The organism is Desulfuromonas sp. KJ2020, from assembly GCF_024197615.1.
GTDB lineage: Bacteria > Desulfobacterota > Desulfuromonadia > Desulfuromonadales > SZUA-540 > SZUA-540.
The window spans coordinates 409675-429551 of record NZ_JAKUKE010000001.1 but is presented as its reverse complement, the minus strand read 5'-3'; the positions used below and the strand labels follow the sequence as shown (position 1 = coordinate 429551).

Here is a 19877-nt window from a genome sequence, read left to right as displayed (position 1 = left end):
AAAAGCAGGGGATGATCAAAATCCTTTGGTGGGTGGTTGCATTTTAATCTGGTCATCGGTTATCATCCGATTTAATGAAAACGTCTCCTTCCCGATATCTGCTGACCCTGGTCTGCCTGCTGGTCTTGTTGCTGACGGGGCAAACCAGTGTGCAGGGTTATGTCTGGTGCCTGAGCAAGGATGGCCGTGCCGCTTTGGAATATGCCGGCACCAGTGCCTGCGGTACGGAAAAGCGTCAGCTACAGACTGGCCCTGATCATCATGCCGAGCATCGCGAAGACGAGGCCAACCATTTTGATTCGGACAGCCATTGTGGCCCCTGCCTGGACATTCCCGCCACGCTTGAAGCGACCTCCTCCCGTCAGCAGCAGCCGGATGATCTTGCCCTGACCGGGTTGCCTGTCCCGGCGGCACGCGCTGCCGCTCCTGTTTTTATCCAGATACTCACCAACGATCTGTTGGCTCATCCACCACCACGCCTCAGTCAGACCATCCTCATCCATCGTACCGTTGTCCTCCTGAATTAAACCACCCCTTCCGCTCAGTCTCGGTGCCCCCGGTTTCCCCGGAAACCTGTGGGATTCGTCCGTCCTTCTTTAAATCGTGAGAACAACAATAAAATACGGAGGTTCAACCATGCCCAAAAAGGCTCTGGTTGCTTTCGGTGCTGCGCTTGGGCTGGGCCTTATCGGTATCGCCCCCATTGCCTGGGGGGCTGATGCCGCCGTCCAGGCTTCCGGCCAGACACCACTATCCATTCAGGAAACCGTCGGCCGTGAATCCGATGTCCCCGAAGCGCTGACCCTGGCGACGGCGGTGGCCAAGGCCCTGCAAAGCCATCCCCGCCTGGCGATCTTTTCCGAAGAAATTCAGGTCCGGCAGCAAGAGCTGCGACAGGCGGGGTTGTGGGCCAACCCGGAACTCGCCATCGAGATGGAGGATTTCGCCGGCAGCGGCGAGTTTTCCGGTACGCAGCGGGCCGAAACGACCCTCATGCTCAGTCAACAGGTGGAACTGGGCGGGAAAAGAGCGGGCCGCCAAGCCTTGGGGCACACGGCTGTCGCCCTGGCCGAGGGCGACTATGCCGCGGCCCGGGCCGAAGTGGTGGCGGAGGCGACCCGGCGCTTTGTCGCCGTGGCCGCGGCCCAACAGCGGCAGGCGCTGGCGGCTGAGCAGCATGGACTCGCTCTTCAGCTGCTCGCGGCCGTTGACGACCGCATCGCCGCCGGTAAATCGGCTGCAATCGAGCGGGTGCGGATGGAATCGCTGGTTGCCGAAACCCAGCTGCGCCAGGTCCAGGCCCGGCAGGAAGAGGCGGCCGCCTGGATGGCGCTGCGGGTTCTGTGGGGCGACGACACCTATGTGGTGGAGGAAGTGGCCATTGACGTCGACCTTGCGCAGATGCCGCCATTGCCCGACTGGACTGATATCGAGGCCGCAATAGACCAGAGCCCGGCGGTGCTGCGGCAACGTCTTGCCGGGCAGCGGGCCGGGCGCGACCTGGAACTGGCCATGGCCAGCCGTCTTCCTGACTTGACCCTGAGCCTGGGCGCCAAGCAGATGGAGGAGAGCGGCGACCAAGCGCTGGTAGCTGGTGTCGCCTTCAGTTTGCCCCTTTTTGACCGTCAACAGGGGGCCGTCGGCGCGGCGCGCTCCCGTCAGGCCCAGGCTGCGGCCCAGGCTCGTGAGGTGCGCATGGCGCTGCGGACCGGATTGGGTGCGCTTCACCAGCGGCTGCTGGCGGCGCAGGCCGAAGCCGAGATGCTGCGCCTGACCCTGCTGCCGGCGGTGCAGCGGAGCTTTGAGGCGATCACCTATGGCTACAAGGCCGGCAAATTTGGATTTCTCGAGGTTCTGGAGGCCGAACAGAGTCTCTTTCAGACCCGCAGCCGTTATATCGACAGTCTGGAAACCTATCATCAGGCCTGGGCTGAGCTGGAGAATCAGCTCGGTCAACCCTTGTCCGCCAATGAAGACCAAACCTTAACCTCCGTATCAAACCAGAGAGGTCAGTGATGAATAAACGTCCTTATATTTTCTTGTTGCCCCTGGCCCTGCTTGGCGGTCTGCTGCTGTTCAAGGGGGGCGAGCTGCCGCCCAGCGCCATCGCCGCCGAAGACCACGCCAACTCTCATGCCGACCATGACCATGCTGAAGAAGGCTCCCATGGTCAACCGGCGCTCGAGGCCATGCCCCTGATCAGCGATGCCGGCCAGGCTTGCGATGACCATGAGAATCATGGTGAACACGACGACCACGCTGAACACGACGACCATGACGAACATGTGAAGGAGGCTGTGGATGACCATGCCGGCCATGACCATGGCCAGGCCAAAGCCGTCGATCCCCACGCCGGCCATAACCACGGCCGTGAGCCGGTGGACAGTCATGCCGGGCACAATCATGGTTCCGGCGACGAACTCTGCCCCGAACACCAGGTGATCGAGTCCGAATGTGCCCTCTGTCAGGGCAGCCATCTGGCTGAACTGCAACCGGGAGAGGGCATGAAGGTTCGTCTGGGGACTCTGGAGGCGGCGGCCAAAGCCGGCATCCGCTTGATCAGCCCCCAGCAGATTTCCCTGGCGGCCGGGGTAGAAGTTCCCGGCCGGACGGTCTTCAATCGCACGAAGCTGGCCACCATTGCCCCGTTGGCGACGGGAGTGGTTCTGCGCGTCCCCGTGCAGCCGGGCAGCGCCGTGGCCAAAGGGGAGGTTTTGGCCGAGGTCGCCATGGCGGAGGTCGCCCGCCTGCAGGCCGAGCTTTCCGGCTCGCTGGCCCGGCTGGCCCAGGCCGAGGCCGTCTATCTGCGGGAAAAGGATCTGCTGGAGCGCGGCATCACCTCCCGCCAGGAATTTCAGCAGGCCGAAGCCGAGTACCGGGTGCTGCAGAGTCTCAGTGAACAGCATCGTCAGCAGCTGCGGCAATTCGGTCTTTCCACCCGCGACATCGACCGCCTGATGCAGTCGCCGGAGGCCAGCACAACTCTGGCCCTACGGGCTCCCTTTAACGGGGTGGTGACCGAGGTGCGCACGGCGGCCGGGGAAAACATCCAGGCCGGCAGCCCCCTCTTCACGGTGGCTGACCTCGATACTTTGTGGATCGAACTCGCCATTCCCGAGGCCCGTATCGCCCAGGCCCAGCCCGGTGCCGCCGTGCAGGCTCGTTTCGACGGTCTGCCCGGCGTGGTGTTCAGCGGTCGACTCTTTCAGGTGGGAGCCCAGGTGGATGAGCGCAGTCGCACCCTGACTGCTCTGGCCGAAGTGCCCAATCCCGACCATCGCCTCAAGGCCGGTATGTATGGCAACGTCCGCCTGCTCGAAGGGGCCGAAGGCCTGAATCTGACCATTCCCGCCGAGGCTGTGCAGCACATCGACGGTTTCCCCTATGTGTTCATTCAGGAGGATGCCGACCTGTTCGAGCTGCGCCGCATTGCCACGGGGGCGCAGCAAAGCGGTCTGGTCGTGGTCGCCGCCGGTCTGCAGGTGGATGAGCAGGTGGTGTCGAGGCAGGGTTTCGCCCTCAAATCCGAGGTTCTCAAGGCGCGCCTAGGCGCGTCCTGCGCCGATCACTAGAAAGGGGTTCCCATGCTGGAAAAACTCATCGCGGCGGCCCTGCGCAATCGCCTGGTCGTCGTCCTCTGTTTTGTGCTGGCCTTTGCCGCCGGCCTCTGGTCTCTGCTGCGCCTGCCCGTCGATGCTTTTCCCGACACCACCCCGGTGCAGGTGCAGATCAACACCACCGCCCCGGCCCTGGGGCCGGAAGAAATCGAAATGCAGATTTCCCAGCCCGTGGAGCTGGCCGTCTCCGGCCTGCCGGGGCTGGTGCATGTCCGATCCATTTCCAAATTCGGCCTCTCGCAGGTCGTGGCCATTTTTGAAGACGAGATGCCGATTCTCGATTCCCGCCAGCTCATCATGGAACGGCTGGCCAGCGTCTCGCTACCGGAAGGGATCGAACGTCCCGAGCTGGGGCCCATTTCCACCGGGTTGGGGGAGGTCTTTCACTATGTCCTGCGCTCCGACCATCCGGAGCGAACCCTCGACGAGCTGCGCACCCTGCACGACTGGGTCGTCAAGCCGGAGCTGCGCAAGGTGCCAGGGGTGGCGGAAGTCAACTCCTGGGGCGGCCTGGAGAAGCAGTACCACGTCATCGTTTCTCCCGACGCCCTCATCAAATACAACCTGACCTACGGCGATGTCGCCACCGCCCTGCGCGATAACAACGCCAACGTGGGGGGCGGCCAGGTGGTCACCGGCGGCCAGACCCTGCTGGTGCATGGCCTGGGCCGGGTCGCCACGGTCGACGAGATCGCCGGCATCGTCATCACCGCCTATCAGGGCGCCGCCGTCAAGGTCGGCGATGTGGCCGAGGTGGCCATCGGCCATGAACTGCGCCGTGGTGCCGTTTCGGCTGCGGGCAAGGGCGAGGTGGTCCTCGGCCTCGGTTTCATGCTCATGGGCGAGAACAGCCGCGAGGTGACCAGCGACCTGAAGCTGGCCCTGGAACGGGTGAAGAAGGCCCTGCCCGACGACGTCATCCTCGAAACGGTCTACGACCGCACCGAGCTGGTCGACCAGGTCATTGACACCGTCAAACACAATCTGGCGGCCGGCGCCCTGCTGGTCATCGCCGTGCTCTTCCTGCTGCTCGGCAACCTGCGGGCCGGGCTGCTGGTGGCGGCTACCATTCCCATGGCCATGCTCTTTGCCGCCTTCGGCATGCAGGAGATGGGGATCGCCGCCAGCCTGCTGTCGCTGGGCGCCATCGATTTCGGCATTCTGGTGGATGGCTCGGTGGTCATGACCGAAGCCAACCTGCGGCGCTTGACTGAACGCCAGATGCAGCTGGGTCGGCAACTCACCCCGGCGGAGCGGTTCGATGCCATCCTGGCTTCCAGCCAGGAAGTCGTGCGCCCCATCGTCTTCGGCCTGGGTATTATCGTACTTGTTTTTCTGCCCGTGCTGACCCTGGAGGGGATCGAAGGGAAGATGTTCAAGCCCATGGCCTGGACCTTCATCTTCGCTCTGCTTGGCGCCCTGGTGGTAGCCATCTTCCTTTCGCCCGTCCTCTCCTTCCAGTTCATGCCCAAGCAGCTGCGGGTTGAGGAGCGCAAAGTTGATGGCTGGCTCAAAAGCCGCTACGGCGCTTTACTGGAGATGGTGTTGCGCTGGCGCCGGGCCTTTTTGGCCGCGGTCGCGGTGGTGCTGGTCGCCTCCATCCTGCTGGCCACCCGTCTGGGCGGCGAATTTCTGCCTCGCCTGTCCGAAGGCTCGCTGGTGGTCAGCGTGGTGCGGTTGGCGGGCGTATCCGTCGATGAATCCATTGCCTACAACACGGAGATGGAGAAGCTGCTGCTCAAGACTTTTCCCGATGAAATCCGTCACATCTGGAGCCGACTGGGCAGCGCCGAGGTCGCTACGGACCCCATGGGCACGGAGCTCACGGACATTTTCATGACGCTGCATCCGCGCCGGCAATGGACTCGGGCCGACAGCCAGGCTGAGCTGGCCGCCCGGGTGGAAGAGGCCCTGCACGGTCTGCCTGGCATCCGCTCGGTGCTGACCCAGCCCATTGAACTGCGGGTCAACGAGATGCTCTCGGGCATCCGCGGCGATGTGGGGATCAAGATCTACGGGGAAAATTTCGACACCCTGGTATCCCTGGGCGAGCAGGTCGAACATCTGCTGCTTGATGTCCAGGGCGCTGCCGACGTGGCCGTGGAGCAGATCACCGGCCAGCCGACCCTGCAGATTGCCGTCGACCGTGAGACCTTGTCCCGTTACGGGGTGGCCGCCCGCGATGTTCTCGACATCATCGCCGCCGTCGGCACCCCCCGGGTGGGTGAAGTTTTCGAAGGGGAGCGCTCCTTCCCGCTGGTGCTGCGCTTGCCCGATGCGCAGCGCCATGATGTGAAAGCGCTGGAGAATACCCTGATCCCCACCCGCACCGGCGCGGTCCTCCCCCTCGGCGCTCTGGCTGAAGTGCGGGAGGTCGAGCGGCCCTCGACCATCAACCGCGAGTGGGGACGCCGGCTGATCAAAGTGCAGGTCAATGTGCGGGACCGGGATATCGCTTCCTTTGTCGATGAGGCCAAGGCCAAAATCGCCGAGGGCGTTTTGCTGCCGGAAGGCACCATGATCGAATGGGGGGGGCAGTTCGAAAACCTGGAGCGCTCCCAGAAACGCCTGATGCTGGTGGTGCCCCTGACCCTGCTGCTGATCTTCGTGCTCCTCTATTTCAGCCTGAAGCGCCTGCGCGATGTGCTCATCATCTACACCGGCATCCCGTTGGCGGCGGTAGGGGGCATCGTCGCTCTCCACTTGCGCGGCATCCCCTTCAGTGTCAGCGCCGCCATCGGCTTTATCGCCCTGTCGGGTATCGCCGTGCTCAACGGCCAGGTGCTGGTGTCGGCCATCCGGAACCTTCTGGCCGACGGTCTGCCGCTGTTCGAAGCGGTCACCGGGGCGGCCAGGCAGCGCTTGGTGCCGGTGCTGGCTACGGCCGTTACCGATGCTGTCGGTTTCCTCCCGATGGCCCTCTCCATTGGGGTCGGCGCCGAAGTGCAGCGCCCTTTGGCCACCGTGGTCATTGGTGGTGTCCTCACCTCAACCCTGCTGACCCTCTTCGTGCTACCCTGTCTCTATCTGCTGGTCGGTAACCGACAGCCAAAGGAGGAGAAAACGACCGCCTGACGTTCTTTTCCCCAAACGGCAAAAACGCCAAAGCAAAGGCCCGCAGCATGTACTGCGGGCCTTTCTTGTCTGTTTTCCATGATGGTTAGCCTTTCTGGCCCCGCCGCCAGGCGTGGTATTTTTCAACCCAGGCCAGCAGTTTTTCAGGGACATGGGCCTTTTTCCACTCACCAGCGGCCATCTTGTTGGCTTCGGCCAGGGTTGGATAGGGGTGGATGGTGCCGAGAATTTTGTTGAGGCCGAGACCGTACTTCATGGCCAGGATGTATTCGGCGAGCAGATCACCGGCATGGGTGCCAACGATAGTCACACCGAGTATCTTGTCCTGGCCGGGCGGCGTGATGACTTTGATCCAACCGTGCTCTTCGCCCTCGGCGATGGCGCGATCCAGATCGGCCAGCTCAAATCGCGTGACCTCATGATCCATGTTCTGCTCGCGGGCTTCAGCTTCGTTGAGACCGACGCGCGCTACTTCGGGGTCGGTAAAAGTGCACCAGGGGATGACGCGGTAATCGGCACGGAACTTCCTGAAGTCGCCAAACAGGGCGTTGACCGCCGCATACCAGGCTTGATGGGCGGCGGTGTGGGTAAACTGGTAGGGGCCGGCCACATCGCCCGCGCAGAAGATGTTGGAGAAGTTGGTGCGCAGGAAGGGATCGACCTCGATGGTGCCGCGCTGACTGAGGCGCACCCCCAGTTCCTCCAGGCCGAATCCCGTTGTGCGAGCGCGCCGACCCACGGCAACCAGGATAGCATCGAAAGGCACCTCGACTTTTTGCCCCTGATGCTCGCACACCAGGATCTTCTCCTGGTCTTTGACCTGAACTTCCTTGGCGGCGTGTTCGGTCAGTACCCGCACCCCTTCGGCTTCGAAGCGCTCGCGCACGAAGGCCGCGACCTCAGGATCCTCTCGCCCCATGAGCTGTGGCGCCATCTCTACCTGGGTCACCTGGGCGCCGAAGCGCGCAAAAGCCTGGGTCATTTCGCAACCGATGGGCCCGCCACCCATTACCACCAGCCGCCGAGGCAATTCGCGCAATTGCCAGAGGTTATCCGAGGTCAGAAAGTCCACCTGGTCGAGGCCCGGAATGGGCGGTACGAAGGGTTCGGCGCCGGTAGCGACAATGATGTTGCGCGTGGTCAGGATACGCTCGCCGACCTGCACGGTGTAGGGTGAGGTGATGCGTGCCTCGCCCTTGATGCATTCCACCCCAAGCGCGGTGTAGCGTTCCACCGAATCGTGCGATTCGACTTTTTTCACCACGCGGTGCACCCGGGCCATGACCTCGGCGAAATCAAAGTCAGCCATTGATTTCTGCAGACCGAATTCTTTGGCGCGGCGAGCGTAGGCAAGCATTTTTGCAGAACGGATCAGCGCCTTGCTCGGAACACAGCCGGTGTTGAGGCAATCCCCGCCCATTTTGTCTTTTTCGATCAGGACCACCTTGGCCTTGACCGCCGCCGCGATATAGGCGCTGACCAGCCCGGCGGAGCCGGCTCCAAGAACGACGACGTTGTAATCAAAGGATTCAGGTTTGGGGAAGTCTTTGAGACTTCGACGTTTTTGCATGATGTCGACGCCTTTACGGGCCAACAGGGGAAAGATCCCCAGCAGGGCAAAGGAAAAGATCAGTTCAGGAGACAGAATGCCGCCCAAACTTTCTATCTGGCCGAGCTGGGCACCGGCATTGACGTAGACGGCGGTGCCGGGCAACATGCCGAGCTGGCTGACCCAGTAAAAGGTCAGGGTACGCATGGGGGTGAGGCCCATGACCAGATTGATCATGAACAAAGGAAAAATGGGCACCAGTCGCAGGGTAAAGAGGTAAAAATGCCCGTCTCGCTCAATGCCGGCGTTAACGGTTTTGAGGCGCTCACGGAATCTGGCCTGGACCCAGTCGCGCAACAAAAAACGGCTGACAAGAAACGCCAGGGTTGAGCCGATGGTACTGGCGAAAGAGACCACGATGACTGCTGGGAGGAAGCTGAACAGGGCGCCTCCAGCCAGCGTCATGACGGCCGCGCCAGGCAGAGACAAGGCGATGACGATGACGTAGAAAACAAAATACAATCCGAGGGTCAGCGTTTTATTGGCGGCGTAAAATTGCAGGAAGGCTTCCTGCCGGGCTTTAAGTTCAGCGAGGGTCAGATAGCGTTGCAGATCGAAAGCAAAGAACAACGTGACCAATACGGCAATGGTGAGGACGATGAGGATTTTTTTGCCGTTGCCTTTCATGGAGGACCCTTTCCTGAAATTGCCCCTCTTATTAAAAGCCCCTGCGAGCTAACGAGGTCGCGATTTCTCCCCCTCAGGAAAAACCTGTGACGACAGTACAGGCATAACAGTGCGCGGCGGTGTGACCCCGGCCAGAGCGGCAACGAACCCTTCGACACCGGTCACCAGTTCGGGAGCGCTGCCAGTGATATCGATCATCTCTACGTCGCTGGGTCAGGCGGAATTAACCACCTCTTTCATGGTCTAAGTGCGCATGATCTCAGGCTGTCGGTTGAGGTCGATTGAAATCTATGATGACGGCAGTGCAGTCATCGCGGACCGGGGCGGAGCCGTTGAATTGACTGAGGGCGACAAAGAGGTTGTCTAGGAACTCATCCTGGTCGCCCTGATGGGATTGCAGTTGGTTTTTCAGACGCTGGGAACCATACATCTCTCCCTGCAGGTCGGTGGTTTCGCTGATACCATCGGTGTAGAGAAAAAGGCGGTCATTTTTTTCGAAGTGAAAAGATCTCACGGCATCGTCCCCCACCGGGAAAAAGCCAAGTAGCGGCGCACTGGCTTCAAGCTCGAACAGCCTATTGTCGCGCCGAACCAGAGGGGAGGGATGGGCAGCGTTGACGTAATGCATCTCCAGGGTTTCCGGCACGATGACACCAAAAAACAGCGTCGAAGAAAAAAGATGGTCGTATTTTTCCGAACGTGCGCCAAATTTGTTGAGGAAGCGATTAACCTGCTGGACGACCTCCAAGGGAGAACATTTTTGCTCAATGCTGCGGTGAATGTAGCCGTAAATAAGGGACATCACAACCGCCGCAGCGACATTATGGCCAGTTACGTCACCGACCATCACCACCTGGCAGCCGTCATGGGTGGGGGCGAATTCAAAGAAATCGCCGCCGACGCCCACGGCCATAATGTTTTTCACGCCAATGCAACACCAGCTGCAGTTTGGAGGTGCCTTTGGCAGCAGAAGCTGTTGTATCTTCCCGGCGAGGTCGTTGCCATTCCGTTTTTCGCTAAGGTCAGTTGGTGTTATGACCTTTTCCAGATCGTTTTTGAGTTTCATGATGATCTCCCCGCTTTTCTATAGCATAACAGCCCTCACCCGGTTTTCCTGGAATGGCTGTCACTGTCAGCTGTTTTATCTTTCATTAAGAATCTACAGGTGTGTCTGGACACAATTTACCCATTTTTTTACCGTGAAACTTCACTTGCACCTGCTCTTGCCAAGTGCTATTAGCATATTGATCTGTCGCTTTGCGGATTGACCGCGACGGTCCGTCAAGGAGCTGGCGGTGAATCATTCCAGGGAGTCTGCGCTTTATCTGGCCTCCTGCCAGAGCCCCTTCTGGCGAAAGGTCTTTGCCGCCGAACTCGGTTATCTGCGGAGATACCTTCGTGCGGATGAAGAGGTACTCACTGTCGGCTGCGGATCCGCTATCATTTCTGGGCATCGACGGGCAGGAAATTTTTCCCAGCACCGAACCTGGCCAGGCGGCCCTCTACATTCTGGTGGGGGCCAAGCTGTGAACTGGAAAACGGGGGGGATATGACCTTTGCGGAACTGCAGGATGCCTGTGAAATCATGGGCCTGAGAGAAAAGGCTTCTTTGGCCGAAATCAAGGCGCGCCACAAAGAGCTGGTGAAACGCTACCACCCGGATAGGGGAAACACAGAAGATTCGGAGACCATACGGCAGGTCAACGCCGCCTATCGCCTGCTCATGGCCTATGTCGGGGAGTATCGCTTTTCCTTTACGCGGCAGGAGTTTTACGAACAGAACCCCGAGGCCAGGATCGAAGCCCAGTTCGCTGAGGATCCTATCTGGGGTGGCAGATGACGTGGCCCTACCTTGAAATCTCCTGAATCCCTGTTACGGTTCCAACTGAAGTCGAGCCGTGTTGGTCAATCTATGCTTCAGGAGGTGCACATGAAAGGAAATGCGAAATTAATTGATGCTCTCAACGAACGCCTTGCCGAGGAACTTGGAGCCATTAACCAGTATTTTGTTCACGGAGAAATGTGCGAAGACTGGGGCTATGACTCTCTGCATCAGGCCATCAAGCAGCGTTCGATTCAGGAGATGAAGCATGCCGAAAAATTGATCGAACGGATCCTTTTCCTGGAAGGCCGCCCCATTGTCTCCAAACTTGGCCCCATTTCCATCGGTAAAAAAGTCGAGGAGATGCATCAAAAGGATTGGGCTGCCGAGGACGATGCGATCAAGAAGTATAACGAGACCATTCGACTTGCCGCCGAAGTGGGCGACAACGGGACCAAGACCATGCTTGAAGCGATCCTGAAGGACGAGGAAAGCCACATCGACTGGCTCGAAGAGCAGAAGGATCAGATCGAGCAAATGGGTATTCAGTGCTATCTGGCTGAAAAGATGGGTTAGCACTGGGGCACTGATTGCGGAATCAGCCTGACACCAGCGGCCTGATAAAATTCAGGTCGCTGGTGTTTTTTTGCCGCCTGAACAGGCTTATGCCGGCCGGCGGGGGCAGATGCCGAGGCGGGCCTCCATCTCGGCGATCTTCTGCAAAACGGCCAGAACGCTGTCGGGGTTGAGAGAGATGGAGTCGATCCCCTCTTCGACCAGAAAGGCGGCGAAGTCGGGATAGTCGCTGGGGGCCTGGCCGCAGATGCCGATTTTGATGCTGGCTTTCTTCGCCGACTGGATGGCCTGGGCGACCATGGTTTTGACCGCTTCGTCCCGTTCGTCAAAGACTTCCCGCAGAATGGCCGAGTCGCGGTCGACGCCGAGTACGAGCTGGGTCAGGTCGTTGCTGCCGATGGAGAAGCCATCGAAGCGCTCGGCAAACTTCTCCGCCAGCACCACGTTGGCGGGAATTTCCACCATCATGTAGATCTCCAGTCCTCTCTCCCCCTGCACCAGGCCGTTGGCCGCCATCTCTTCCAGCACCCGGTCAGCCTCATTGAGAGTGCGGCAGAAGGGGACCATGACGATGACGTTGTCGAGGCCGATGCTCTCGCGCACCCGTTTGAGGGCGGCGCATTCGAGAGCGAAGCCGGCCCGGTAGCGCTCGCTGTAGTAGCGGGAGGCTCCGCGGAAGCCGAGCATGGGGTTCTCTTCGGCGAACTCGAACTGCCGGCCCCCGATGAGTTCGGCGTATTCGTTGGTCTTGAAGTCGGAGAGGCGCACGATGACCGGTTCGGGATACTGGCTGGCGGCGATGGTGGCGATCCCCTGGCTGAGCTGGTCGACGAAGTACTCGCTCTTGTCGGGATAATGCCGCGTCAGTTCGCGGATCTGCTTTTGGGCGGCTTTGTCCTCCAGCTGGTCGAATTCGACCAGAGCCATGGGATGTACCTGGATGATGGCGTTGATGATGAACTCCATGCGGGCCAGGCCGATGCCCCGGCAGGGAAGGCGCCACCAGCGGAAGGCGGTGGCGGGACTGGCGATGTTCATCATGAGCCGGGTGCGGGTTGACGGCAGGTTCTCCAGGTTGAGTTCCGTCTGCTCGAAGTCGAGGCGGCCCTCGTAGATTTTTCCCACATCCCCTTCGGCGCAGCTGAGGGTGACCTCCTGGCCATCCTTCAGGTCGCTGGTACCGGTGCCGGTGCCGACGACGGCGGCGATGCCCAGCTCGCGGCTGACGATGGCGGCGTGGGAGGTGCGGCCGCCGTGATCGGTGATGATGCCGGCCGCCTTTTTCATTACCGGCACCCAGTCCGGATCGGTCATGCCCGTCACCAGGATGTTCCCTTCCTCAAAGCTCTCGATGTCGCTGGCACTCTTGATGACCTGCACCTTGCCGGTGGCGATCATCTCCCCGATAGCCAGCCCCCTGAGCAACACTTCTCCCTTCTCCTTCAAGGTGTAGCGGCGCAGCACGCCAGCTGCCTGGCGCGATTGCACGGTCTCCGGCCGGGCCTGCACGATGAAGAGCTCGCCGCTGTCGCCATCCTTGGCCCATTCCATGTCCATGGGACGTTGATAGTGTTTTTCGATGATGACCGCCCAGCGGGCCAGCTGCAGGATCTCCGCGTCGGTCAGCACGAAAGCATGACGTTCTTTCGCGGAGGTCTCGGTGTTGCGGGTTGTGTGCCCGGCGCTGCGGGCGTAGACCATCTTCTTTTCTTTGGAGCCCAGCTTCTTGTGCAGGATGGGCCGCAGGTCTTCCTGGTCGAGCAGAGGCTTGAAGACCAGGTAGTTGTCTGGCGTGACCGCCCCCTGCACGACGTTTTCGCCCAGACCCCAGGCGGCGTCGATGACGACGACGTCAGGAAAGCCGGTCTCGGTGTCGATGGAAAACATCACGCCGGCGCTGGCACGGTCCGCGCGCACCATCTTCTGCACGCCAACGGACAGGGCGATCTGCAGGTGGTCGAAGCCCTTGGTCTCCCGGTAAACGATGGCTCGATCCGTAAAGAGGGAGGCATAGCAGCGACGGCAGGCATCGAGGAGCTCCTCAGCGCCGGTAATATTGAGAAAGGTCTCTTGTTGGCCGGCAAAGCTGGCGTCGGGCAAATCTTCGGCGGTGGCGCTGCTGCGAACGGCCACATCGACCTCATCCTTTCCAAGTCGGCGACACAGCTCTCCGTAAGCGTCCCGGATGGCATCGGCGATCTCCTTGGGCCAGCGGCCCCGGCGGATGAGGGTGCGGATGGCTTCCCCAGCCTGGTGCAGACTGCGCTTGCCTTGGCGGTAGTCCTGCAGGTGCTGCCGGATCTTTTCCTCCAGGTCGTTGGTCGTCAGAAACTTTCGGTAGGCGGCGGCGGTGGTGGCAAAGCCGTCAGGGACTCGGATCCCCTCCGGCTTGAGGGCGGCGATCATCTCCCCCAGCGAAGCGTTCTTTCCTCCGACGAGGGGAACATCCCGGTTGCTCAGATTTTCAAACCAGCGGATGGATTTTTGCTCCGTTGCCATGGGGGCCTCCTTCCGGCTTCATGCAGGGGTCTGTTTCCATGTCTAGCACTGGAGCCCGGCTTGTCAACCGCCGGACCAAAAGCGGTGGCATTGGGGAATTTTATGAAGCCGTCTTGCGGCCCTGCTTCCCATTTAAAATATTTACCGATATAATCCCCTTTCAATGAGGTAAGCCTAAAAGGATCAGGATGGATAGGAAAAGTGGCGTGACAGAACGAGATTTTTTGCTTTTGGGGGGGCGCTGGCTGACATCCCTGGCGGCATTCGTGCTTGCGGCCATGACGTTGACCGCCGGCTGTGCGCCGGTGGACAGGGGCGGGCAGAGTAAGCTAGAACTGCCGCCGACCTTCAGCGTTACCGGGGAAGCGGTGCTGCCGGACAAATGGTGGCATTCGTTCGACGATCCGGCCCTGGAGGCGTTTATGGCGCGGGCGCTGGACGGCAATCTCAGCCTGCAGGCGACCTGGGAGCGCCTGCGGCAGGCTGAAGCCCAGCAGCGTAAGGCTGGAGCCGGGCTGATCCCCTCCCTGCAGGGCGAAGCCGGCGCCGCACGATCGCGTTTTGAAAACAACGGGGGTTCCGGCTCGGAAAATACCTTCAACCTGGGACTTTCGGCCAGTTACGAAATCGATCTCTGGGGGCGAATCCGCTCCGGCCGTGACGCGGCTCGGTTCGATACACAGGCCAGCCATGAGGACCTGCGGACCGCGGCATTGACCCTGTCGGCCCAGGTGGCCTCGGCCTGGTATGAGCGGATGGAAAAATACGGCCAGCTCGACCTGCTCGACCGCCAGATTGAGACCAACCAGCAGGTGCTGGAGCTGGTTACCCTGCAGTTCCGTACCGGTCAGACGGGTATCGCCGATGTGCTGCAGCAGCGCCAGCTGATTGAAGCCAATCGCGGAGAGCGGGCGCAGGTCGCCGCCCAGATCCGCCTGCTTGAAAATCGTCTCAATCTATTGGCCGGTCTGGCCCCGGCCCCATTGTCACTGCCCCCCGCCGGTCTCATCACGCTGCCGGCTCTGCCGGAAACCGGCGTTCCCGCCGAACTGGTCCGTCATCGTCCCGATGTGCTTCGGGCCTGGTACCAGGTGCTGGCCGCTGACGAGCGCACGGCGGCCGCCGTCAGTGAACGCTACCCGCGCCTGAGCCTTACCGCCGGGGCTTCCACCTCGGCGGACGATATCGACAAATTGTTCGACAACTGGCTGGCCTCTCTGGCCGCCAACCTGGTGGCGCCCCTCATCGACGGCGGTCAGCGGCGGGCCGAGGTGGAGCGCAGTCAGGCTTTGGCCCGCGAACGCCTGCATACCTATGGACAGACCGTTCTGCAGGCGGTGAGCGAAGTCGAAGACGCCCTGAGCAGCGAAGCGCGCCAGCGGGAATATCTGGACAGCCTTCAGCAGCAGCTCGAACTGGCGCGGCAGGCCATCGACCGGGTGCGCGATCGCTATCTCAACGGGGCCGAGAATTATCAGCGGGTTCTTTCCGCCCTGCTGTCCTACCAGCAGCTGCAGCGCAGCACCCTGACCGGCCGGCGCCTTCTCATACAATACCGCATCGATCTCTGCCGGGCTCTTGGCTCGGGATGGGAGATGCCCGCACATCGGCAGGAGAGCTGATCCGATAACTCCTAAAACCTGGCCTGGCTGCCGTTGCGGGCATCCGGGCTTTCAGACTTGGACAGGCTGAAATGATGGAAAAAGAGACAACATCCGATAGGGACCGGCATAACCCATCCCCAGACCCCCGGCGGCGGGGCTCGCTGCTGTTGCGCTACCTTCTGCCGTTGCTCATCCTGGTTGGGGCGGTGGCTATGGTCTTCTGGCTGATGAAGACCGGTCCCAAGGCCAAGCCGAAACCGAAGGAGCGTCAGGCGATCCTGGTGGAAGTGCAGCCGGTTCACATTGGCCCTCAGCGTACGGTCATTCACGCCATGGGCACCGTCAAACCGGCCCGCGAAGTGACGATCATGCCCCAGGTCAGCGGCGAGGTCATCGCCATCAACCCCCATTTCATGCCGGGGGGGATGCTGGCCGAGGGGGAAGAGTTCCTGCGGATTGAGCCCGCCGATTATCGCATTGCCGTGTCCCAGCTGGAGAGTGAAGTGGCCAGGGTCGAGGCCGAGATTCAGCTCGAACAGGGACGCCAGCTGGTGGCCCGCCGGGAATACGAACTGTTGGGCGAAGAGGTCAGCGAGGAAGAAAAGGCGCTGATGCTGCGACAGCCGCAACTTGATACCTTGAAGGCTTCCCTGGCTGCGGCCGCTGCCCGTCTGCAGCAGGCCCGCCTCGATCTGGAGCGGACGACCATGACGTCCCCTTTCAACGCCGTGGTGCAGACGCGCCACGTCAATCTGGGCACCCGGGTCACCCCGGCGACCGCCCTGGTCGAGTTGGCCGGAACGGACGCCTACTGGGTGGAGCTCTCCGTGCCGGTCAGTCAGCTGCGCTGGATCAAGCTGCCCGACCGGACAGGCGGGAAGGGGAGCAGGGTACGCATTTATGATGAGGCCGCCTGGGGTAAAGATCTCTTTCGCGAGGGACATGTCCTGCGTCTGGCCGCCTCTGTGGAACCGGAGGGGCGTATGGCCCGCCTCCTGGTAGAGGTCGAAGATCCACTGGCGCGGCGGCAGGCTAATGCCGGTCGCCCGAGAATGCTGATCGACTCCTACGTGCGGGTGGAAATCGTCGGGAGCGCCGTGGAAGCGGCGGCGAAGATTCCGCGCCGCCTGGTTCGCGATGGCGATACGGTGTGGATCATGAATGAACAGGACCGCCTGGAGATTCGCCCCATCGAGATTCTTTTCCGCGGCCGTGATGAAGTCCTTGTTCCCCAAGGTTTGCAGGAGGACGAGCGTCTGGTGGTTACCGATCTGTCGGCGGCGGTAGAGGACATGCGTCTGCGCCTGCAGGAGGACGCGTCCTCCCCGGGCAAGGCGGCGACGCCATGAGCCGGGGCCGCGACCGCCAGCTGCGAGGGCCCATCGCCTGGATGGTGTACAACCGGGTCACGCCCAATCTGCTGATGATTTTCCTCCTGCTGGGAGGCTTCCTTATGACCTCGCGCATCAAGCAGGAGGTCTTCCCCGAGTTTGATCTGGATCTGGTGACGATCACCGTCGCCTATCCGGGAGCCAGCCCCGAAGAGGTAGAGCAGGGGATTATCCTGGCCGTGGAGGAAGGGGTCCGCGGCATCGACGGCATCAAGGAGCTGCAGGCGACTGCCGCCGAGGGGGCGGGGACTGTCCAGGTTGAACTCCTCGAAGATGTGGACCAGCAGCGGGTCTATCAGGACATCAAGCAGGAGGTCGATCGTATCACCACCTTTCCGGAGGATGCCGAGGAGCCGCAGGTTTCGCTGGTTGTTCGCCGCCGGGAAGTGGTCAATATGCAGTTTTACGGCGACGTGAGCGAAGTGGCCCTGCGCGAGACCGTGGAGCAGGTGCGGGACCGCCTGCTGCAGAGCCCGGGTATCACCCAGGTCGATCTGAGTGGCGCCCGGGACTATGAGATTCTGGTCCATGTTCCCCGGGAGAACCTGCGTACCTATGCGCTGACGCTGGCCGATGTGGCGGCACGGATCAGCGCCGCCTCCATTGAGCTGCCGGGAGGAACCGTCGAGACCTCCGGTGGGGATATCCTGTTGCGCGTCAAAGACCGCCGCGACTGGGCCCGGCAGTTTCGCGACATCCCCCTGATTACCACCGCCGCAGGGGCGGTGCTGACTCTTGGCGACATCGCTTCGGTGACAGAGGGCTTCGAAGACACCGACCGCCGCGCTTTCTTCAACGGCCAGCGGAGCATGGGGGTGGACGTCTACCGCGTCGGCCGGCAGACGCCTATCGGCGTTTCGGACGAAGTGCGCGCCGCCATGGTGGAGATTGCTGCCGATCTGCCCGACGGTATCGACTGGATCATCAATAATGATCGCTCTGACATCTACCGCCAGCGCCTCGAACTGCTGCTGAAAAACGCTTTCATCGGCCTCAGCCTGGTGCTGTTCGTCCTCGGACTTTTTCTGGAATTCAAGCTGGCCTTCTGGGTGACCATGGGCATCCCCATCTCCTTTCTCGGGGGGTTGCTGTTCATGCCGGCGCTGGGGGTCTCCATCAACATGATCTCCCTCTTCGCCTTTATTATCGCCCTGGGAATTGTCGTCGACGATGCCATCGTCGCCGGGGAGAACATCTACGAATACCGCCAGAAGGGGATGGATTTCGTGACGGCGGCTATCCAGGGGGCGCGGGATGTGGCGGTCCCTGTCACCTACGCCATCCTCACCAACGTGGTGGCCTTCATGCCCCTCTACTTCGTGCCGGGGGTTATGGGCAAGATCTGGAAGGTCATCCCCCTGGTGGTTATCACCGTCTTTCTCGTCTCTCTGGTCGAGGCTTTGATTATCCTGCCTTCGCACCTGGCCCATACCGGCAGCCGTCCCGCCAGCCGCCTGACCGCCCGGCTGCACGACTGGCAGCAGGGCTTCAGCCGTCTGGTGGTGCGCTTTATTGACGGCGTTTACGGCCCCTCCCTCGACTTCTGCCTGCGCTGGCGCTCGTTGACCCTGGCCATCGGTCTGGCCACCCTCCTCCTGATCGGCGGTTACGCGTTGAGCGGCCGCATCGGCATGATTCTGATGCCAAGGGTGGAAGCGGATCTGGCCCTGGTCACGGCGGTGCTCCCTGTTGGCAGCCCGGTGGAGCGGGCGCAGGATGTGCAGCGACGTCTGGTCGATTCTATGGAAGAGGTGGCAGCGGTTAACGGCGGTGAGCGTCTGCTTGAAGGGATTCTGGCTGAAATTGACGAAAACCAGGTGGTCGTGCGGGCCTACCTCACCGACCCCGGGGTGAGGCCCATCAACACAGGACAGGTCACGCGCCTGTGGCGGGAGAAAGTGGGAGCCCTGGTCGGTCTGGAATCCCTGCGGTTTGAATCGGATCGCGGCGGTCCCGGTTCGGGGGCGGCCCTGACCGTCGAACTGTCGCACCGGGACATCGGCATACTCGAGGACGCCAGCGCGGCCCTGGCCCTGCGGTTGGAGGATTTTTCCAACGTGACGGACGTCGATGACGGTTTCACGCCGGGCAAGCGGCAGTTCGATTTCCGCATCAAGCCCGAAGGGATGAGTCTGGGGCTCACCTCTCGCGAGGTGGCCCGCCAGGTGCGGCACGCGTTCTCCGGGGTCGAGGCCCTGCGTCAGCAGCGGGGGCGCAACGAGGTGACCGTGCGCGTTCGCCTGCCGGAAGAGCAGCGCCAGCGGATTTTCGACGTGGAGCATTTGATGATCCGCACACCGGCCGGAACCTTCGTGCCCCTGATGGATATCGCCGAAGTCGAGCGTGGCCGGGCCTATACGACCATCACCCGGCGGGATGCCCGCCGTACCGTGACCGTGAGCGCCAATGTCGAACCCCTCGGCGAAACGGGCCAGGTCATGGCTACGCTCAACAGTACGATACTGCCGCAACTGGAGCAGGATTTTCCCGGGTTGAGCATTGGCTACGAAGGGCGGCAGGCCGACCTCAAGGAGAGCATGCGCAGCCTCGTGCTGGGTTTTGTCATGGCTATGCTCTGCGTCTATTTTTTGCTGGCCATCCCCTTTCGCAGCTACACCCAGCCCCTCATCGTCATGGTCGCCATCCCCTTCGGCATGGTGGGCGCCGTGCTGGGGCATCTGTTCATGGGCTACAACCTCAGTCTCATGAGTATGATGGGGATCGTCGCGCTCTCGGGGGTGGTGGTCAACGACTCGCTGGTGCTCATCGACTACGCCAACCGCCGCCGCCTGCAGGAAGAAGAGGACGCTATTACGGCTATTCACGCTGCCGGCAAGCGCCGCTTTCGACCGATCATTCTGACCACGCTGACGACCTTCGGCGGTCTGGCCCCCATGATCTTCGAGACCTCCCGGCAGGCGCGCTTCATGATCCCCATGGCGCTCTCCCTCGGTTTCGGGATTCTTTTTTCCACGGCGGTCGTTCTGGTGCTGGTGCCTTGTCTCTATATGATAATTGAGGACAGCAAGCGGCGCTTGGCTGGGTTGTTGGGGTGAG

At 61.4% G+C, this 19877-nt stretch carries 14 protein-coding genes; 10 read left to right on the top strand and 4 right to left on the bottom strand.

What is annotated here, in order from left to right:
* Nucleotides 1-74: 74 nt before the first annotated feature.
* The 4 genes from MJO47_RS01920 (at nucleotide 75) to MJO47_RS01905 (ending at nucleotide 6692) form a co-directional block, all read left to right on the top strand.
* Complete coding sequence (locus MJO47_RS01920) at nucleotides 75-527, top strand: hypothetical protein (protein WP_253959431.1); 453 nt, start codon at nucleotides 75-77, stop codon at nucleotides 525-527.
* Nucleotides 528-636: 109 nt separating this feature from the next.
* Nucleotides 637-2016 carry a TolC family protein gene (locus MJO47_RS01915; protein ID WP_253959430.1) on the top strand — a complete coding sequence of 460 codons (1380 nt, stop codon included), beginning with the start codon at nucleotides 637-639 and terminating at the stop codon, nucleotides 2014-2016.
* The gene (locus MJO47_RS01910; protein WP_253959429.1) at nucleotides 2016-3572 is read left to right on the top strand and encodes an efflux RND transporter periplasmic adaptor subunit; all 1557 of its coding nucleotides are present in this window, start codon (nucleotides 2016-2018) and stop codon (nucleotides 3570-3572) included. The genes MJO47_RS01915 and MJO47_RS01910 overlap by 1 nt, the downstream gene beginning before the upstream one ends.
* Before the next feature lie 12 nt (nucleotides 3573-3584).
* The gene (locus MJO47_RS01905) at nucleotides 3585-6692 is read left to right on the top strand and encodes an efflux RND transporter permease subunit (protein ID WP_253959428.1); all 3108 of its coding nucleotides are present in this window, start codon (nucleotides 3585-3587) and stop codon (nucleotides 6690-6692) included.
* 85 nt (nucleotides 6693-6777) lie between these two features.
* On the opposite strand, the gene lpdA is transcribed toward MJO47_RS01905, so the two are convergent.
* From lpdA to MJO47_RS01890, 3 genes are all read right to left on the bottom strand, one after another.
* Nucleotides 6778-8928, bottom strand: coding sequence for a dihydrolipoyl dehydrogenase (lpdA, locus tag MJO47_RS01900; RefSeq protein WP_253959427.1), 2151 nt, complete (start codon nucleotides 8926-8928; stop codon nucleotides 6778-6780).
* Between the two features lie 48 nt (nucleotides 8929-8976).
* Nucleotides 8977-9126: a hypothetical protein gene (locus tag MJO47_RS01895; RefSeq protein WP_253959426.1), complete on the bottom strand. Its 150-nt coding sequence runs from the start codon at nucleotides 9124-9126 to the stop codon at nucleotides 8977-8979.
* A 61-nt stretch (nucleotides 9127-9187) separates the two neighbouring features.
* Nucleotides 9188-9994 (bottom strand): PP2C family protein-serine/threonine phosphatase, encoded by an 807-nt coding sequence (locus MJO47_RS01890; RefSeq protein WP_253959425.1) that lies wholly within the window; start codon nucleotides 9992-9994, stop codon nucleotides 9188-9190.
* Between the two features lie 338 nt (nucleotides 9995-10332).
* Here MJO47_RS01890 and MJO47_RS15450 point away from each other — a divergent pair, with 338 nt between their 5' ends.
* From MJO47_RS15450 to bfr, 3 genes are all read left to right on the top strand, one after another.
* Nucleotides 10333-10458: a hypothetical protein gene (locus MJO47_RS15450; RefSeq protein WP_256502100.1), complete on the top strand. Its 126-nt coding sequence runs from the start codon at nucleotides 10333-10335 to the stop codon at nucleotides 10456-10458.
* A 19-nt stretch (nucleotides 10459-10477) separates the two neighbouring features.
* A complete protein-coding gene (locus MJO47_RS01885) occupies nucleotides 10478-10768 on the top strand; it encodes a J domain-containing protein (RefSeq protein WP_253959424.1) in 291 nt (96 codons plus the stop codon).
* Nucleotides 10769-10858: 90 nt separating this feature from the next.
* Entirely contained in the window at nucleotides 10859-11326 is a 468-nt protein-coding gene (gene bfr / locus MJO47_RS01880; protein ID WP_253959423.1) for a bacterioferritin, read from the top strand.
* A gap of 87 nt (nucleotides 11327-11413) precedes the next feature.
* Here bfr and ppsA read toward each other — a convergent pair whose 3' ends face one another.
* Nucleotides 11414-13825: a phosphoenolpyruvate synthase gene (gene ppsA, locus MJO47_RS01875; protein WP_253959422.1), complete on the bottom strand. Its 2412-nt coding sequence runs from the start codon at nucleotides 13823-13825 to the stop codon at nucleotides 11414-11416.
* Between the two features lie 206 nt (nucleotides 13826-14031).
* On the opposite strand from ppsA, the gene MJO47_RS01870 reads away from it, so the two are divergent.
* From MJO47_RS01870 to MJO47_RS01860, 3 genes are all read left to right on the top strand, one after another.
* Nucleotides 14032-15447, top strand: a complete 1416-nt coding sequence (locus MJO47_RS01870) for an efflux transporter outer membrane subunit (RefSeq protein WP_253959421.1) — start codon at nucleotides 14032-14034, stop codon at nucleotides 15445-15447.
* 71 nt (nucleotides 15448-15518) lie between these two features.
* Nucleotides 15519-16778, top strand: a complete 1260-nt coding sequence (locus tag MJO47_RS01865) for an efflux RND transporter periplasmic adaptor subunit (protein WP_253959420.1) — start codon at nucleotides 15519-15521, stop codon at nucleotides 16776-16778.
* Complete coding sequence (locus MJO47_RS01860; RefSeq protein WP_253959419.1) at nucleotides 16775-19876, top strand: efflux RND transporter permease subunit; 3102 nt, start codon at nucleotides 16775-16777, stop codon at nucleotides 19874-19876. The genes MJO47_RS01865 and MJO47_RS01860 overlap by 4 nt, the downstream gene beginning before the upstream one ends.
* Nucleotide 19877 lies beyond the last annotated feature (1 nt).

Bases quoted from the DNA above. Each gene is read 5' to 3' on its own strand.
- MJO47_RS01905 (WP_253959428.1), top strand. From the start codon at position 3,585: ATGCTGGAAAAACTCATCGCGGCGGCCCTGCGCAATCGCCTGGTCGTC.
- MJO47_RS01910 (WP_253959429.1), top strand. From the start codon at position 2,016: ATGAATAAACGTCCTTATATTTTCTTGTTGCCCCTGGCCCTGCTTGGC.
- lpdA (WP_253959427.1), bottom strand. From the start codon at position 8,928: ATGAAAGGCAACGGCAAAAAAATCCTCATCGTCCTCACCATTGCCGTA.
- MJO47_RS01920 (WP_253959431.1), top strand. From the start codon at position 75: ATGAAAACGTCTCCTTCCCGATATCTGCTGACCCTGGTCTGCCTGCTG.
- MJO47_RS01865 (WP_253959420.1), top strand. From the start codon at position 15,519: ATGATGGAAAAAGAGACAACATCCGATAGGGACCGGCATAACCCATCC.
- bfr (WP_253959423.1), top strand. From the start codon at position 10,859: ATGAAAGGAAATGCGAAATTAATTGATGCTCTCAACGAACGCCTTGCC.
- MJO47_RS01885 (WP_253959424.1), top strand. From the start codon at position 10,478: ATGACCTTTGCGGAACTGCAGGATGCCTGTGAAATCATGGGCCTGAGA.
- ppsA (WP_253959422.1), bottom strand. From the start codon at position 13,825: ATGGCAACGGAGCAAAAATCCATCCGCTGGTTTGAAAATCTGAGCAAC.
- MJO47_RS01915 (WP_253959430.1), top strand. From the start codon at position 637: ATGCCCAAAAAGGCTCTGGTTGCTTTCGGTGCTGCGCTTGGGCTGGGC.
- MJO47_RS01895 (WP_253959426.1), bottom strand. From the start codon at position 9,126: ATGATCGATATCACTGGCAGCGCTCCCGAACTGGTGACCGGTGTCGAA.
- MJO47_RS01860 (WP_253959419.1), top strand. From the start codon at position 16,775: ATGAGCCGGGGCCGCGACCGCCAGCTGCGAGGGCCCATCGCCTGGATG.
- MJO47_RS15450 (WP_256502100.1), top strand. From the start codon at position 10,333: ATGAAGAGGTACTCACTGTCGGCTGCGGATCCGCTATCATTTCTGGGC.
- MJO47_RS01890 (WP_253959425.1), bottom strand. From the start codon at position 9,994: ATGAAACTCAAAAACGATCTGGAAAAGGTCATAACACCAACTGACCTT.